This window comes from Flavobacterium sp. (genome assembly GCF_004211145.1).
Classification (GTDB): domain Bacteria; phylum Bacteroidota; class Bacteroidia; order Flavobacteriales; family Flavobacteriaceae; genus Flavobacterium.
Genome location: NZ_SEBS01000010.1, coordinates 59,639 through 75,185 on the forward strand (window position 1 = coordinate 59,639; position 15,547 = coordinate 75,185).

The window sequence follows — 15,547 nt, forward strand, 5'->3', positions numbered from 1 at the left end:
TTGAAGTGGCAAAATTTTTTGAAATAATTTACGAAGCCTTTATTTGCAAGGGTTCGCGTCAATAAAAATTTTATTTTTTTCGTTCGATGACGTAATTGACCATGAGTTCGAGCGCACTTTTGAACTCCGATTCGGGATATTTTTGCAACAGCACGAGCGCTTCTTCGCGAAAAGCTTCCATTTTTTGCTCGGCGTAGGCCAATCCGTTTTTTTCTTTGACGAAATTAATGACTTCCTTGACGCGCTTCTTGTCTTTGTTGTGGTTCTTGACCGAATTGATCACCCAACTTTTTTCCTTTGCCGAACAATTGTTCAACACATGGATCAGCGGAAGCGTCATTTTTTGTTCCTTGATGTCGATTCCGGTGGGTTTCCCGATCGCTTCTTCAGAATAATCGAACAAGTCGTCTTTGATCTGGAACGCCATTCCGATGAGTTCTCCGAACTTGCGCATGTTCTCGACGTCGGCTTCATCGTCAGTAACCGAACGGGCTCCGAGCGCGCAGCAGGAAGCGATCAATGTCGCAGTCTTCTTTCGGATGATTTCGTAATAGACATCTTCAGTAATATCGAGCCTTCTCGCCTTTTCTATCTGAAGCAATTCGCCTTCACTCATTTCACGGACCGCGACCGAAATTATCTTGAGCAAATCGAAGTCGCCGTTGTCGATCGACAGCAATAAACCTTTCGAAAGCAAATAATCGCCCACGAGCACTGCAATTTTATTCTTCCAAAGCGCGTTAATAGAAAAGAATCCGCGGCGTCGGTTACTGTCATCGACCACGTCATCGTGTACCAAAGTTGCCGTATGTATGAGTTCGATGACCGAAGCGCCCCGATAAGTGCGTTCGTTTACGTCACTCCCGGAAACCATTTTGGCGACGAGAAATACGAACATCGGCCGCATTTGCTTGCCTTTCCGATTGACGATATAATACGTGATGCGGTTGAGAAGTGCGACTTGTGAAGACATCGCCTCGTAGAACTTCGTTTCGAAAAGTTCCATTTCCTGCCGGATGGGTTGCTTTATTTGCGCGGTGACGTTCATTTACCTTTCAAAGATAGTCGATACGGGTAAAAGTTCAAAGGTTATATTCGTTGCGTTTTTTTTTAATCGCCTTAAACCAAATGCCAAAAGTTTCGTCTAGAAGCCAAACCGTAAACCAAAAAAATATGAAAACTAAATTTTTACTCGCAGTTGCTGCGCTTTCAATCGCTTTCGTTGGCTGTAACCGTGAAGACGATCCGGTGTTTAACGCGCAAACCGCCAAAGTAAGTGCCGAGATGGACGTCATTGCCGACGATGTTTCCCAAATTGCTGAAGAAGAATACAAAAATCAGGAAGCGAACGCCGGTCGCCCCGATAACGTCACGGCATTACTCCCGGCCTGCGCTACCGTAACCACTACTTTTGACGACTTTACCCAAACCTGGACGAGCGTGATCGATTTTGGGGATTCGAACTGCTCGCTCGCCAACGGAAATTCGGTAAGAGGCGAAATTACGGTTAGCGGAAGCTCAAATTTCGACCAGACGTCCTATGATGTCAGCTACACATTTAACAATTTCTATCACAACGACCGATTAGTCCAGGGAACTCGCGATGTCACGTTTACTTGGGAAAGCACGGCCGCACAGGCGGATCAGCACACCGTGGCGAACATCGACCTCGATTTGACCGTTACCTATCCGAATGGAAACGAATACCACAGGACCGGACATCGCATCCGTGAACTTATCGCAGGTTACGGCACGCCATTCAACTGGATCGACAATACGTATCAGGTTTCAGGACAATGGACGACTACAGGACCGAACGGAAGCTGGTCGAGTACTATCGGAACACCATTGGTTTACAACGTACAATGCGGCTACATCGCCAGCGGAACCCTCGAATTCACCACGGATTCGAACAACGCGCTGCTCGATTACGGCGACGGGCTCTGTGACTGGTTCGCCACTTTGACCATAAACGGCGGCAACGAGACCACGATTACTCTGAATTAATTAAGGTTAATTATATTCAACGAAAAACGCCCTCAGGACTGGGGCGTTTTTTTATGGTGTAAATTGAGGTAATTTATTCTTCTTTGTTGGCGAGTTGCCCGCAGGCCGCATCGATGTCTTTGCCTCGGCTGCGACGCACCTTTGCGACAATGTCGGCACGTTCAAGCGCTTTGATGTATGCATTTATCGATTCGTCCGACGCCTGCTGGAATTCTCCGTCGTCGATCGGGTTGTATTCAATCAGGTTTACTTTGCACGGTACGTATTTGCAGAATTTGACGAGCGCGTCGATTGAAGCCTTATCGTCGTTGATTCCGCCCCAAACCACATATTCGTATGTCACGCGACTCTTGGTTTTCACATACCAATATTCAAGTGATTCACGCAGTTCGGTCAACGGGAAATTGGTCGTGAACGGCATGATGCGGTTCCGGGTTGCTTCGATCGCCGAATGTAAAGAAACCGCGAGCTTGAATCTCACTTCGTCGTCGGCGAGTTTCTTGATCATTTTTGGGATGCCCGAAGTGGAGACCGTGATGCGTTTCGGCGACATGCCCAAACCTTCGTCCGACGTGATTTTCTCGATCGCCTTCATCACGTTCGGGTAATTCATAAGCGGCTCGCCCATTCCCATGAATACGATGTTCGACAGCGGACGGTTGTGGTACAATCGGCTCTCTCGGTCAATTTCGACGACCTGGTCATAGATTTCATCGGGATTCAGATTGCGCATGCGTTTCAATCGTGCCGTCGCGCAGAAATTGCAATCGAGCGAGCATCCGACCTGACTCGAAACACAAGCCGTCGTCCGCGTCTCGGTCGGGATCAAAACCGATTCAACAAGCAAACCGTCGTGAAGCCGCACGGCGTTCTTTACCGTTCCGTCTTCGCTTTGCTGCATCTTATCGACCTTGATGTGGTTGATCACGAAGTGTTTCTCGAGCATCGAACGCGTATCTTTCGACACGTTCGTCATGTCTTCAAAATTGCGCGCGCCCTTACTCCAAAGCCATTCGTAGACTTGGTTGCCACGAAACGCCTTGTCGCCGTTGGCCACAAAAAAATCGCGGAGTTTTTCCTTCGATAATGCGCGTATGTCTTTCTTTTCGATTTCCACGGTGCAAAGATAGGTAAAGTTAGGCGTTTGGAGTTTAGCGGTTAACATTTGCTGTTTTGACGGGAAACCTGTAGAAAATGGTAATCGGATTTAAGGCGTTTGTGTAGGCGGGCCAAATCGAATTGGTTTTGTCACTGTGAAAATACGATGGGGAAAAATGAGGGTAAATACTTCATAATCCCATAGAAAACAACAACTTAACGAACACCCTGTCAGGGTCCTTTTTATATTTTGTATTTTCAAAAAGTATCCGACCCACGCCAAAAACTTCCTCAAAAAAATAATTCAAAAATTAACTTTCATAACTTTGAAAAAAAACTATGCCACTTCGATTCTTATTCCTTGCGTTCATAATTTCATTCAGCGCACAAGCGCAAATCTCAGTTTCGTATTCCGAAAAACAAGATAAAACGATCCTGTTCTACAAAGTAAAAGGCATAGACAGCGTCAAGATTCCGGGAAAATGGGACGAAGACGTGCGCGATCTGACAAAGGCATTTTACCTAAAAAAAGACGACAAACACATTGCATTCCGCATCGATCCGAAGAAGAAAAAATACGCGACCGATTGCCTCAAATCCTACGTCTCCGACAAAACAAAATCCCTGAAAAGCTGGAAATACGATTTACTTTCCACCGACGGGTCAACTTATCAACTCTATAAGGTCACGAGCGAACGCCATCCCGATTTCAATCAAGTCGCAATATTGGCATGCCGAGGCGAATATACATACAACATAATCGCCTACGGTCCCGCCGATGATGCGGCCAAATCCCAATTCCTGATCGATCTCTTCCAACAAATTACACCTTAAAAAACTTCGCAGCCTTGCGCCTCCGTGTCAAATCGGGGGCAAACAAAAAAACATAACGACATGCATTTCATATCTGAAGAACTCGAAGCCTACGCTGAAAACCATTCCCAACGGGAACCGCAACTTTTGGCCGAACTCAACCGCGAAACCCACCAGAAAATCCTGCAACCACGAATGCTCAGCGGCCATTTGCAAGGACGCGTTTTGAGTATTTTGTCGAAGATCGTCCGGCCTGAAAACATCCTCGAAATCGGAACGTACACAGGTTACGCGACGCTTTGTCTCGCTGAAGGCCTGCGCGAGAAAGGAACCATCGACACACTCGACAACAACGAGGAACTGTTCGATTTCCAACGCAGATATTTCGACAAATCAGATTGGGGAACACAGATTCTCCAACACTTGGGAAATGCGCTCGAGATCATTCCGAACCTCAACAAGAAATACGATCTTGTCTTCATCGACGCCGACAAGGAAAACTACGCGAACTATTTCGAACTGATCGTCCCGATGATGACCAAAGGCGGCATCATTCTATCGGACAACGTTTTGTGGAGCGGAAAAATTCTGGAACCCGTAAAACCAAACGACAAGAGCACGATTTCGCTCCTCGCCTACAACGAAATGATCAACAACGATTCGAGAGTGGAAACGGTATTATTGCCCATCCGCGACGGGCTCACTGTTAGTCGGGTGATCTAAGTTGCCATGTTCGGGGAAGAATCGGTTGCGCAAATAGCCGTACAACCAAACGAGTAAAGAACCCATGAGGATTCCCCAAACGTATCCGCAAAGAATGTCTCCGGGATAATGCAATCCAAGGTAAATGCGGCTGTACGCGAAGATCAACGGCCAAAGGAAAAAGAATCCCATGTATTTCAAGTACGGTTTCAGCACGCGATAACAAAAGAACGCGACCGCCATGGAATTCGAAGCATGACCTGAAATGAAACTGAACGACTTGCGCTTCTGGACGGCGCGGATCAAATCGGCGAGTTCCGGATTGCTGCCCGGTCGGAGCCGCTGGATCGTATTCTTTATAAGGTTGGTCGTCTGGTCGGTAATCAACAAAAGCAACGCGATGCAGCCGATGATAAGCAACGCGTGTTTCCAACCCAAACGTTTAAAAGTCAAGTAAAAAATTATCGCGAAAATCGGAATCCAACTCGTGAACTTCGTGATAATGAGCCACAAACCGTCGTATTTCTCCGAACCCAAACTGTTGAGCCAGATAAATACGTCGCGGTCGAAATTTACGAGCGATTCGATCATCAACCTTGCCTTTTAATTGGGCCCGACGTGATGTCCTCGATTTCCTGACGCGTTTTCTCAAGATCCTCGGAATTGCTCATCAAGCTGTCTTTCGCCTTGTTGATCTCAGAATTTATCGAACCTTTCACATCGAGAAGCGACTTGTCGAAACCGTGATCTTCCGCACCCTTTTGAATCTCGCTTTTGATGTCGTTCGTCGCATCCTTGAGCTGACGCATTCCCTTTCCGAGCGCGCGCGCCATCTCAGGAATCTTATCCGATCCGAACAACATTAGCACGATAAAAATGATAAAGATGAATTCGCCTCCGCCTATTCCAAACATGGTAATTTCAATTAAGTTGCAACAAAGGTACGAAGTTGCGCCCGTTACAGTTTCCCGTTAACAAAATTTTCCCGTTAATCGAATTTTGATTTCTGCGCCTCTTTCGGCCAGGTGTTGTTCGAAAGGTCGATGTCGGCGGTTTCCTCTTTAGGATCGACGACGATTTTCGTGACCGGTTTTTGAACCGCGAACACTCTCGAAACCTCATCGTCGTTCTTTCTCCAGATTTGCGCCGGGAACGTTTGTGTCTCCGATGTTCCGTCCTCATAAACCAATTGCACGATCAGCGGCATCACCAAACCTCCGGGCTTGTTGAACGACACTTCATAGAAATATTTCGGCTCTTTCATCGTAGCGCGTTGTTCTGCTGTGAAATTCGCTTCGAGATAATCTTTCAGCGTTTGAATATCTTTTGACTCGAACGCTTTTTTCGCACTCGCGTCGGCCGTCATGTAAACGAGCGGACCTGACATCGTGCGACGGTTCCTGCGGTTTACCTCGGGCGTATCGAAATCCTTTGGCTTGTCGGCGCTCACGTAAAATTGCTTGACTTCCTTGATGCCGATGTCGTTGAAATCAGTCGAATAAAACCAACCCCTGAAGAACCAATCCAAATCTGTTCCCGACGCGTCTTCCATCGTCCTGAAAAAATCGTCAGGCGTCGGATGTTTGAATTTCCAACGGTTCGCGTAGGTCTTGAACGCATAATCGAAAGATTCGTGGCCCATGATCGTCTCGCGAAGGATATTCAACGCGGTCGCCGGTTTCCCGTACGCGTTGTTCCCGAATTGTTTGATGCTTTCGGAATTCGACATGATCGGCTCCAAACCACTCTGCGCGCCGCTCATGTACGGAACGATAAGCCTTGCCGGGCCGCGATCCACAGGGAATTTCGGGTCGAACGAAATCTCGGCAAGATATTCCAAAAACGTGTTCAAACCTTCGTCCATCCAGGTCCATTGGCGTTCGTCGCTGTTGACGATCATCGGGAAATAATTGTGTCCGACTTCGTGTATGATCACGCCGAGCATGCCGTATTTGACGCGATCGGTATATTTTCCGGATTCATCGGGACGGCCGAAATTCCAGCAGATCATCGGATATTCCATTCCCTGATCCTGGGCGTTTACTGAGATTGCCTTCGGATATGGAAAATCGAAAGTATGGGCCGAATACGTTTTCAAAGTATGGGCGACGGCGCGTGTCGAATATTCTTCCCAAAGCGGATTTCCTTCCTTCGGATACAACGATTCGGCCATCACGACCTTGCCACCGAGTTTCACGGCCATCATGTCGCAAATGAATTTTCTCGACGTCGAAATCCCGAAATCGCGCACATTCTCAGCCTTGAATTTCCACGTTTTTTTCTTGTCCGAAAAACCTTTTTCGATTTCAGTCGCTTCAGCTTGGGTACGGATGACTACGGGTTTGTCGAACGATTTTTCAGCGAGTTCAAAGCGTTTCATTTCCTCGGCCGAATACACGTCCTTGCGGTTTTGCAACATTCCCGTCGCATCCAGAAAGTGATCCGATGGAACCGTGATATTCACCTCGAAATCCCCGAACGGCAACGCGAATTCGCCCGAACCCCAAAACTGCATGTTCTGCCAGCCTTCGACGTCATTATAGACTGCCATTCGCGGATAGAACTGCGCCAGAACGTATAATTTGTTCTTGTCTTTCGGAAACAATTCATAACCCGAACGTCCGCCGTCGACCATGTAATTATTGATGTTGTACCACCATTTTATTGAAAATGATATTTTCTCTCCGTGTTTGAGCGGCGTCGGCAATTCGATGCGCATCATCGTCCAGTTTATCGTGTACGGCATCGCTTTCCCGTTCGAATCTTTCACATATTCGATCTTGAAACCGCCATCGAATTTTTCTTCAAGATATCGACGTGAAAATCCTGATGCGCTGATCGCTTTATCGGCCTTTGTACTTTCGGCCAATGGACTCAACGACGTTCGCGACGCTTGGTTCTGGTCGAGTTGCATCCACAAGTAGTCGAGCGGTTCCTGGGCGTTGTTGTGATAGGTGATGGTTTCGACGCCCGACAAGATCGATTTCTTGTCATCAAGCTCGATGTCCATTTTATAATCGGCTTTTTGCTGATAATAAGCCGGTCCGGGAGCGCCCGACGCCGTGCGATACATGTTCGGAGTCGCGAGCAGGTCGTACATCTGGCGGAATTTGTTCACATCGACGTGTCCGGCTTCCTTGGGTTTCGGCTGTTCCTGGGCAAATGCTGAAAGTGCCGCAAACAGGGCTAGGCAGGATAATTTTCTCATAGCTTAAAAAAAGGCAATTTAGTGGTAATGGAATCAGAACGCAAGTTTTCCGTTCGGATTGTCGATCGTGAGAAGCAAATTCGCTTTCTCGCCGTTTACGTTGGTTTGTATGATGTTTTGTTGTTCCGTTACAAAATCGAACAGGATTTTATTGCTGATGTCGAGTGATTTGACTTTCGCGACATCGGTGATCCTTAAATAAACGATCAGCACGTTGTTTTCCATTTCGAAACTGCGGTACTCGAGCGGTTTTTTGACGCCATCGATCGCGATCGTGAAATTATCCGAGATATATTTCGTCAACACGGGAATTTCATCGGCGGGAACTTTTTCATCGCCGAAGTGGAATTTCTTCTTGAACTTCTTTTCGAGCGCGCTGTTCAAATCGTCTACGAAAATGCGCGATGTGACTTGGATCATTTTCTTGTCCGACGCGAAGTTCACCTGAAAGATTCCCACATAAAATTTGTGTGCGAAACTCGAAAGCGTCACGCAAAGCAAAAGAAAAACGGCAACCGATGCGATTTTTTTCATCCGATAAAAATACTATTTCTTTTCAATTTCACCCTCGGCAGGCGTTTGGATGGTTTCGAGATATGCGGGCGCGAGCTGGGAAACGCGTTCCAAAAGAGCTGGCTTGTTCTTGAGATCGAGCGCTTTCACGACGTCGGTGTTATCGAGCAGATAAAACTTGAAACCCTTGATATATTCAACCGGAATTTTAAGTCGGTCGATGTAGAAATCGTCCTCATATTGAACGTCAAGCTTTTCCATCAGGCGTTCCTTCCGTTCGACCGCGACGCCTTTCTTGAGCATTTTCGTCCGACCCGACAAACCGTTCGCGATGATATCGACCGGACCCGAAGTCGCCGTGTAAACTTTCCGCTCGGCAGGCGTGTAGCGTTTTTGGCCTTTGGGCACGAATCCCATGGTTTCCGCGTCGATGTCTTTGTTGATCGTGACTTCGTCGAGCAGAATGCCGCGCGAAATGAGTTGGACGACAATGATTGGTTTTTTGAGCGCGTCGGCGTCAACCAAGAAACGCTTGTATTCGAAATTTTCGGCCACGAATACCAGCAAATCGTCTTCTTTCGCCTGTATTTTGAATTCGCCGTTCGCGTTGCTGATCGCGGTTTGCTCGTTGACGAGGTTGACGACTTTCACGTTCACCGCCGGAAGCGAATCTGAGATCACGCGCACCGTAATCCATTGCCCTTTTTCAATTTGGGCAAAAACGCTTGCTTGCAAAAGCAGGAACGCGAAAAGGATGTTATTTCTTGGTCTCAAGCGCGATGAGTTCGTTATATTTTTGGGCAAGTTGCGTGATTTCAAGGTCGATGCTTGGCTTTTTTCCAGTTTCGAGAGCCGATGTGAAATTCGCGTCTTCTACGATATAGTAAAGGAAACCGTTAACGTAATCGGCTGGGATTTTCAGCGTATCGGTGAAATAACCGGTTTCGTACATGCCCGAAATTTTCGCCAAAAATCGTTCCTTTTTCTCGGTTTTCACGTCTTTCTTGAGCATTTTCGTTCGACCCGTGATGGCGTTGATGATCGGATCGACAGGAATCGACAAACCCGCAACCATTCCAACCCACATCTCCGGTTTGAATTCCCCGGCCTGTTTGAGTCGGCGTTCGGCAACGGTGTATTTTTTTTGTCCTTTCGGGACCAGGCCCAAATCTTCAGGATTGATGTCGCGCAAGATCACGACCTCGTCGAGTTCGGTTGGTTTATAGATGAGTTTTACGGTGATTGCGCCTTTTTTGATGTCGTCCGAATCGATCAACCGCCGTTTGTATTCGTAATTGAGATGTGAAAAAACAAGTAAGTCATCCTCTTTCGCCATGATCGCGAATTCGCCCTGGGCGTTCGTCTGGACGACTTGCTCGCTGACGAGATTCATTACCGTAACCGACGGAACTGCTGTAGAATCTGAAATTACTTTTCCGCGCAACCTTTGTTCCTGCTGGCAAAAAAGCAACATCGGGAACAAGGTCAAGGCAAAAAGAAACAATTTTTTCAGTCTCACTTTTTAAGCGTTTTCTTGTATCGGGTCGCCAAAACGCCGAGCTGAAGTTGGATTTCCTCGTCGTTCTCAGATTGCAGTGTTTCCATGAATTTCTTGTCTTCGACGGCATAAAACAAAAAACCTTCGACGTGATCCGACGGAAGTTTCAACGTATCGATAAAATACTGCTTTTCATAGCGTTCCGACAAACGTTGTTTCCACGCTTGTTTTTTCTCGACTTCGGCTTCCTTCTTAAGTTGTGCCGTACGGCCTGAAAGTTTGTTCAGAACGCCGTCGGTTCCAATGGCCGTGTACGCTTGGTCAGCGGGGCGTTGTGACTTCGTGGTTGTCGCCGATTCTAGTTTTCGTTCAGCCTGCGTGTATTCTTTTCCTTGCGGCAATCCGACGGATTCCGATGTAATCTTATTCTTATCGACGACGACTTCCTTCAATTGTGTGCCGGTGGGATCAAGGTCTACAATCACCAATTCTTCGTCCATATCAAACGATGTAATCACCATTTTTCGCGTGATCGCGTCTGGGCTTTGGAACAACAACGTGTCATTCGCCCGGGCCGCGAGCGTGAAGAAACCACCGGGAAGCGTGGCTACTTTTTCGCCCGATGACATGTTTCGGATTCTTACCTCGCCATCTTCGGCCACCAATTCCCCAATGAGGACTTTACCTTGCAAAGACTTGCGTTTTTTTTGCGACCACGATAAGGCGCAGCACAGCAACAGGGCGATGAGTAGAAAACGTTTCATGTTTAGGTGATTGAGATGTTTGGGTAAATTTATTTGAGAATTGGCGAAAATACTCACAATCGGCTGGTAAAGTTATGTTAATAGTGGCTGGAGTGCTAAAGTGCCAAGGTGCTGAAGCGCGAAAGTTTTTGCAAGGCGGATTTTCGAATTTTAAAAAGGAAAGTCCGAACTTTGGAATATGAAACGACTTATTATCGCGAGTACTTCGACTTTGCACGGCGGCGGTTACTTGGAATATCTGCTCCCGACGCTAAAAACTTTCTTCAACGGCAAAAAAACATTGTTGTTCGTTCCGTATGCGCGGCCGGGCGGGATCTCGCACGACGATTATACGAATCGCGTGCGACAGGCTTTTGCGACAATCGGAATCGAGGTAAACGGATTGCATGAATTTGAAAACCCGATCGAGGCCGTCCAAAACGCCGAAGCGATCTTCACGGGCGGCGGAAACACATTTCTGCTCGTAACCCAATTGTACAAATTCGACGTGATGAACGCGATCGCCGACGCCGTAAAAAACGGAACGCCGTATCTGGGATCGAGCGCGGGCAGCAACATTACTGGATTGACGATGCAGACGACGAACGACATGCCGATCATTTATCCGCCGAGTTTTCGAACACTCGGATTGATGCCGTTCAATCTGAATCCGCATTATCTCGACGCCGACCTGCAATCGAAACACATGGGCGAAACGCGCGAAACCCGGATAAGGGAATTCCACCAGTTCAATTCGATTCCCGTTTTGGGTTTGCGCGAAGGAAGCTGGCTCGAGGTCGAAGGCGAGAAAATCACGTTGAAAGGCGATTTGCAGGCGCGGTTATTCGGCGCCGGGAAAGACGCACAGGAATTGGAAAGTGGCTCTGATTTGAGCAACATCGGACGATAAAATAAACGACATGAAAAAAATACTGATTGCCGCAATCGCGCTGTTCGCCTTGCAAAACGCATCGGCCCAAAGCCTCGAAAAGATGCAATGGTTCAACGAGCCTGAAAAATGGGAAATCAAAAACAACGCGCTTCAAATGTTCGTGACGCCACAAAGCGATTATTGGCGCATTTCGCATTACGGCTTTACGGTCGACGACGCTCCGTTTTACTACGCGACTTACGGCGGAGAATTCGAAGCAAAAGTCAAACTTACTGGCGCATACAAAGAGCGCTTCGACCAAATGGGGCTGATGGTTCGAATCGACGAGAAGAATTACATAAAAACAGGAATCGAATTCGTCGACGGGAAATATAACGTGAGCACCGTCGTCACGCATGGCAAAAGCGATTGGAGCGTCACGACCTTAGACAAAACGCCGCCGTTCATCTGGATCAAAGTCGTGAGACGATTGGACGCCGTCGAGATTTTCTATTCGTACGACGATAAAACCTACGTGATGACGCGAAACGCGCCGCTGCGTGACAACACTCCCGTAATGGTCGGATTGATGGCCGCCTCGCCCGATGGAAAAGGCTTCGACGCCAAATTTGAAAACTTCAAGGTGACGCACTACCTGACCAACGACGATTGGAATGGCTCAAGAAAAACGCCGAGTAAATTTGACGAGCAAGCCGAACAAAAACTCGAATTCGAAACGTTAAACCAGATTTGGTATGATGTCAAGAAATGCATCCGCGTTAGGGATTTGAGTGGAAATCCTTTTGCAGTGAAGTGCAACGGCGCTGCAAAAGATTGGAACGGAAGCCCGACGGCGGCTGGAAACTCGAGCGTAGTCGAATTGGGCGACTAAAATGCGAATAGCTTTTTAGACGCCAAATGCTATCAACTTTTTTCCAGCCGCCGGAACGCCCAAAACTTTGAACCCTAAACTTTCAAACAAAAAAAATCCGAAACTTTCATTTCGGATTTTCAAGAGCGGAAGACGAGGCTCGAACTCGCGACAACCAGCTTGGAAGGCTGGAGCTCTACCAACTGAGCTACTTCCGCATTTATCTTTTGGTGGGTGCAAATATAAGGCAATACATTTCTTTGACGCAAATTTTTTTTGCAAAAAATGTAAAGTTTTTTAGTTGATAATCCTTTGCCAACGCTTATCTGATTCCGTTTTAATTTGTTATACCTTTAATTTGATTTACAGATTTACAGATTTACAGATTCCGTAGAAAATATAGATGCCAACAATACGTGAAATAACTTCGGTCGAGACTTATGCCGTGCGACATCCTGTGCTGCGCCCGGGAAAACCTGTGGAAACATGCCGTTTCGACGGTGACGATCTACATTCGACGACGCATTTCGGGTTGTTCGACGACGATACATTGGCAGGCGTCGCATCGTTGTTCCAGGCGCCGCATCCGGGTTTCAACGAACCGAAACAATTCCAATTACGCGGAATGGCCGTGCTCGAAGATTTCCAGGGAAACGGTTTCGGGGATATGCTCGTCGAGGCAGCCGAAGACCAAACGCGCCGCGCCGCAGGAACGCTTGTGTGGTTCAACGCGCGCGAAAAAGCGATCGGGTTTTATGAGAAAGCGGGTTATAAAATCACGGGGAAACCGTTCACGATCGGCGATATCGGAATCCATTATGTGATGTTCAAACGTTTGTAGCCCGATGAAAAAGCTCTTACTTTTTTTCATATTCGCGGCCGTCTTCGGATGTAATAAAGACGCGAAGACAAAATCGGGCGCCGATAGTTCCGATGTGGAAATCGAAGCCGGAGGCATCGCCTTTGATTCGTCAAGCGTTACGAAATTCGACGACAAAGCGCTCGCGGCATTCTATCGCAAACTGGATTTCCACACGTTTTGGGTCGATTCAATCAAGAGAGGAAAAGTAATTTCGGTGCTTTCCAACGCCGAAATTGACGGTTTGGATCCGAAAGATTACTTCGTTTCCAAGATAAAAGGTTACGAAAAAAAGTATGGAACGCTATCAGAGGACGACCATTTGACGTATGATTTCCTGCTCACGCAATCGCTTCGGAAATACATCATCCACATTTCGGCCGGAAAATTAAATCCATACCATTTATACGGGAATTGGGATTTAAGACGGTTTGACGTCGACGTGAACAAACTTATTTTCGACGGAACTTCAGGCGATTCTCTCCAAAAAACGATCGCCCGTGCCGAACCGCAACACATCGTATACAAGCGACTCAAGAAAGCGCTCGCGTACATCGACACGTTCGGGAAAGACACGCTAAAACAGATCGTAATCACGCAGAAAATCCGCAGGAACGATTCGTCCCAGGCCGTCTTGCGGATCAAACGCCGACTTATGTTCTGGCACGACCTTCAAAAATCGGACAGCATCACTCCTATTTACGACAGGAAAACCGCGAACGCGATGAAGAAATTCCAGTTGCGCCACGGTTTAACTCCCGACGGCGTCATTGGAACCTCCACGGTCACGGCTTTAAACATGACTAAAATCCAACGTCGGCAGCAGGTCGTCGCAAATCTGGAACGTTGGCGCTGGTTTCCGCACGAAATGGGTAGGCAGTATGTGATCGTGAATATTCCCGCATATCGCCTGCACGTGGTCAAAAATGGCGATACGGTCGATACGAGACGCATCGTCGTCGGAAAGGAAAAGCGACGCACGCCTGTGTTGACGTCGACGTTTTCAGACATCATATTAAATCCGACATGGACGGTTCCGCCCACGATCATCAAGGAAGATTTGGGTCCCGACGCCGCGAAAGACACGAATTATTTCCGCAATCGCCGACTCACGATCTACAATTCGAAAGGCGTCGTCGTTCCGGCTTCGAAATGGAATCCTGAAAAACCGAATAATTATAGGTATGTGCAGGATCCGGGCGACGACAATTCGCTCGGAAACGTGAAGTTCAATTTCAGGAATCGGTTCACGGTTTATCTGCACGACACGAACCACCGCGATTATTTCAGTTTGAATTACAGAAGTTTGAGTTCGGGTTGCGTGCGTGTACAGGATCCGTTGCCGCTCGCCGCGTACCTGATCAACGATTCGATTCGATGGAACTTCGATAAAATAAATGAGGTGGTCGCCACAAAGGAAACCACCTACATTAAGTTGCGCAACAGGACAAACGTCCATCAGCTATATTGGACCGCCTGGATGAACAAGCGTGGCGAGCTCGAATTCCGCGCCGACATTTATAATCTCGACGCCGAGCTGTACCAAAAATTACGACAATAGTCTCGAGAAATTCTTCTCTCCGGAGCTGTGATAGATGAACAGGCACGACCTTCCTTTGATCGTGTTGATGATTTCAGAAGTAAGTTCCTGCGGAAGCGCCGGACAACCTTGGCTTCTTCCCAAGCGACGGTGCATCGCGATAAACGATTCCGAAACGTAGTCGGCCGCGTGCATGACGACGCCGCGAGAACGCGCATGGTCGTTTACGCCAGGTTGCAATCCGTCAAGTTTAAGCGATTTGCCATGTTTGCCGTTGTAGATTTCGCCCGTGGCGTAGAATCCGAGGCTGCTCATGTTCGACTCGGAACGGTTCGAAAACGTCGTTGCGAATTCGTCACCTGTGTTGCGGCCGTGGGCGACAAGCGAATTGTAAAGTACGGTATTCGTGGTAAGATCGATCACCCAAAGACGTTTGGTGTTCGACGACATGCTGAAGTCAACAAGCGTAAGGATGTCCTTTGTAACCAGACCTTTTTCCTTTAGCTTGTAGAAACCTTGGAGCGCTTTGTAGAAACTTTGTTTGTTTGGCATCGAAAAACTTCCGATGTTCAAATTTCCATACACATTTTCAATTTTCATTTCAATTGCCGACTTTGTTGTCGCGGCGATAGTCTTCTCAGGTGCTTTTGTCGTTGCATTGTTCGTAGTAAAGGCAAATGCAAAAAATAGCAGAACGGGGAAAATTTTGTAAATCATTGAACTTGTTACGTTTAAATTAGATTCAGGGGACGCCAAAAATAGGAATTAAAAACTACGGAACAAGTTTTTTTTGAAAAAAATTATCGATTAACTACAAATTTAAT

The 15,547-nt window shown here is 47.4% G+C and carries 16 protein-coding genes, 1 tRNA gene and 1 pseudogene; 7 read left to right on the forward strand and 11 right to left on the reverse strand.

Annotated elements, in window-relative coordinates; genetic code table 11:
- Positions 1-70 precede the first annotated feature (70 nt).
- Positions 71-1,048 carry a polyprenyl synthetase family protein gene (locus tag EOO50_RS06735; RefSeq protein WP_290838808.1) on the reverse strand — a complete coding sequence of 326 codons (978 nt, stop codon included), beginning with the start codon at positions 1,046-1,048 and terminating at the stop codon, positions 71-73.
- A gap of 125 nt (positions 1,049-1,173) precedes the next feature.
- Here EOO50_RS06735 and EOO50_RS06740 point away from each other — a divergent pair, with 125 nt between their 5' ends.
- On the forward strand, positions 1,174-2,007 hold the full coding sequence (locus EOO50_RS06740; RefSeq protein ID WP_290838809.1) for a hypothetical protein: 834 nt from the start codon (positions 1,174-1,176) through the stop codon (positions 2,005-2,007).
- Positions 2,008-2,080: 73 nt separating this feature from the next.
- Here the strand turns inward: EOO50_RS06740 and rlmN are convergent, their stop codons facing one another.
- The gene (gene rlmN / locus EOO50_RS06745) at positions 2,081-3,124 is read right to left on the reverse strand and encodes a 23S rRNA (adenine(2503)-C(2))-methyltransferase RlmN (RefSeq protein ID WP_290838859.1); all 1,044 of its coding nucleotides are present in this window, start codon (positions 3,122-3,124) and stop codon (positions 2,081-2,083) included.
- A 320-nt stretch (positions 3,125-3,444) separates the two neighbouring features.
- On the opposite strand from rlmN, the gene EOO50_RS06750 reads away from it, so the two are divergent.
- On the forward strand, positions 3,445-3,939 hold the full coding sequence (locus EOO50_RS06750) for a hypothetical protein (protein ID WP_290838810.1): 495 nt from the start codon (positions 3,445-3,447) through the stop codon (positions 3,937-3,939).
- Between the two features lie 60 nt (positions 3,940-3,999).
- Positions 4,000-4,641 carry an O-methyltransferase gene (locus tag EOO50_RS06755; RefSeq protein ID WP_290838812.1) on the forward strand — a complete coding sequence of 214 codons (642 nt, stop codon included), beginning with the start codon at positions 4,000-4,002 and terminating at the stop codon, positions 4,639-4,641.
- Here EOO50_RS06755 and EOO50_RS06760 read toward each other — a convergent pair.
- The 7 genes from EOO50_RS06760 to EOO50_RS06790 form a co-directional block, all read right to left on the reverse strand.
- On the reverse strand, positions 4,597-5,211 hold the full coding sequence (locus tag EOO50_RS06760; protein WP_290838813.1) for a phosphatase PAP2 family protein: 615 nt from the start codon (positions 5,209-5,211) through the stop codon (positions 4,597-4,599). The two genes, EOO50_RS06755 and EOO50_RS06760, sit on opposite strands and share 45 nt — an antisense overlap.
- Positions 5,211-5,534, reverse strand: a complete 324-nt coding sequence (locus EOO50_RS06765) for a twin-arginine translocase TatA/TatE family subunit (RefSeq protein WP_290838814.1) — start codon at positions 5,532-5,534, stop codon at positions 5,211-5,213. Before EOO50_RS06765 ends, EOO50_RS06760 begins: the two co-directional genes overlap by 1 nt.
- Before the next feature lie 74 nt (positions 5,535-5,608).
- A complete protein-coding gene (locus EOO50_RS06770) occupies positions 5,609-7,828 on the reverse strand; it encodes a M1 family metallopeptidase (protein WP_290838816.1) in 2,220 nt (739 codons plus the stop codon).
- A gap of 33 nt (positions 7,829-7,861) precedes the next feature.
- Positions 7,862-8,362, reverse strand: a complete 501-nt coding sequence (locus EOO50_RS06775; protein ID WP_290838817.1) for a DUF6702 family protein — start codon at positions 8,360-8,362, stop codon at positions 7,862-7,864.
- A 12-nt stretch (positions 8,363-8,374) separates the two neighbouring features.
- Positions 8,375-9,115, reverse strand: a complete 741-nt coding sequence (locus EOO50_RS06780; protein ID WP_290838818.1) for a hypothetical protein — start codon at positions 9,113-9,115, stop codon at positions 8,375-8,377.
- Positions 9,099-9,860: a carboxypeptidase-like regulatory domain-containing protein gene (locus EOO50_RS06785; protein ID WP_290838819.1), complete on the reverse strand. Its 762-nt coding sequence runs from the start codon at positions 9,858-9,860 to the stop codon at positions 9,099-9,101. The genes EOO50_RS06780 and EOO50_RS06785 overlap by 17 nt, the downstream gene beginning before the upstream one ends.
- On the reverse strand, positions 9,857-10,603 hold the full coding sequence (locus tag EOO50_RS06790; protein WP_290838820.1) for a hypothetical protein: 747 nt from the start codon (positions 10,601-10,603) through the stop codon (positions 9,857-9,859). The genes EOO50_RS06785 and EOO50_RS06790 overlap by 4 nt, the downstream gene beginning before the upstream one ends.
- A 178-nt stretch (positions 10,604-10,781) precedes the next feature.
- Between EOO50_RS06790 and pepE the strand changes: the two genes are divergently transcribed.
- Entirely contained in the window at positions 10,782-11,492 is a 711-nt protein-coding gene (gene pepE / locus EOO50_RS06795) for a dipeptidase PepE (protein WP_290838821.1), read from the forward strand.
- A gap of 10 nt (positions 11,493-11,502) precedes the next feature.
- A pseudogene (locus tag EOO50_RS06800) lies at positions 11,503-12,152 on the forward strand (DUF1349 domain-containing protein).
- A 317-nt stretch (positions 12,153-12,469) separates the two neighbouring features.
- Here EOO50_RS06800 and EOO50_RS06805 read toward each other — a convergent pair.
- Positions 12,470-12,542, reverse strand: a tRNA-Gly gene (locus EOO50_RS06805).
- Between the two features lie 185 nt (positions 12,543-12,727).
- Between EOO50_RS06805 and EOO50_RS06810 the strand changes: the two genes are divergently transcribed.
- Entirely contained in the window at positions 12,728-13,165 is a 438-nt protein-coding gene (locus tag EOO50_RS06810) for a GNAT family N-acetyltransferase (protein ID WP_290838822.1), read from the forward strand.
- 4 nt (positions 13,166-13,169) lie between these two features.
- Entirely contained in the window at positions 13,170-14,744 is a 1,575-nt protein-coding gene (locus tag EOO50_RS06815) for a L,D-transpeptidase family protein (protein WP_290838823.1), read from the forward strand.
- On the opposite strand, the gene EOO50_RS06820 is transcribed toward EOO50_RS06815, so the two are convergent.
- Positions 14,733-15,440 (reverse strand): murein L,D-transpeptidase catalytic domain family protein, encoded by a 708-nt coding sequence (locus EOO50_RS06820; protein ID WP_290838824.1) that lies wholly within the window; start codon positions 15,438-15,440, stop codon positions 14,733-14,735. The two genes, EOO50_RS06815 and EOO50_RS06820, sit on opposite strands and share 12 nt — an antisense overlap.
- Between the last annotated feature and the right edge of the window lie 107 nt (positions 15,441-15,547).

Excerpts from the sequence above, each read along its gene's own strand:
- EOO50_RS06775 (WP_290838817.1), bottom strand. The coding sequence starts at position 8,362 with ATGAAAAAAATCGCATCGGTTGCCGTTTTTCTTTTGCTTTGCGTGACG.
- EOO50_RS06755 (WP_290838812.1), top strand. The coding sequence starts at position 4,000 with ATGCATTTCATATCTGAAGAACTCGAAGCCTACGCTGAAAACCATTCC.
- EOO50_RS06820 (WP_290838824.1), bottom strand. The coding sequence starts at position 15,440 with ATGATTTACAAAATTTTCCCCGTTCTGCTATTTTTTGCATTTGCCTTT.
- EOO50_RS06750 (WP_290838810.1), top strand. The coding sequence starts at position 3,445 with ATGCCACTTCGATTCTTATTCCTTGCGTTCATAATTTCATTCAGCGCA.
- pepE (WP_290838821.1), top strand. The coding sequence starts at position 10,782 with ATGAAACGACTTATTATCGCGAGTACTTCGACTTTGCACGGCGGCGGT.
- EOO50_RS06790 (WP_290838820.1), bottom strand. The coding sequence starts at position 10,603 with ATGAAACGTTTTCTACTCATCGCCCTGTTGCTGTGCTGCGCCTTATCG.
- EOO50_RS06770 (WP_290838816.1), bottom strand. The coding sequence starts at position 7,828 with ATGAGAAAATTATCCTGCCTAGCCCTGTTTGCGGCACTTTCAGCATTT.
- EOO50_RS06740 (WP_290838809.1), top strand. The coding sequence starts at position 1,174 with ATGAAAACTAAATTTTTACTCGCAGTTGCTGCGCTTTCAATCGCTTTC.
- EOO50_RS06815 (WP_290838823.1), top strand. The coding sequence starts at position 13,170 with ATGAAAAAGCTCTTACTTTTTTTCATATTCGCGGCCGTCTTCGGATGT.
- EOO50_RS06735 (WP_290838808.1), bottom strand. The coding sequence starts at position 1,048 with ATGAACGTCACCGCGCAAATAAAGCAACCCATCCGGCAGGAAATGGAA.
- EOO50_RS06765 (WP_290838814.1), bottom strand. The coding sequence starts at position 5,534 with ATGTTTGGAATAGGCGGAGGCGAATTCATCTTTATCATTTTTATCGTG.
- EOO50_RS06760 (WP_290838813.1), bottom strand. The coding sequence starts at position 5,211 with ATGATCGAATCGCTCGTAAATTTCGACCGCGACGTATTTATCTGGCTC.
- EOO50_RS06810 (WP_290838822.1), top strand. The coding sequence starts at position 12,728 with ATGCCAACAATACGTGAAATAACTTCGGTCGAGACTTATGCCGTGCGA.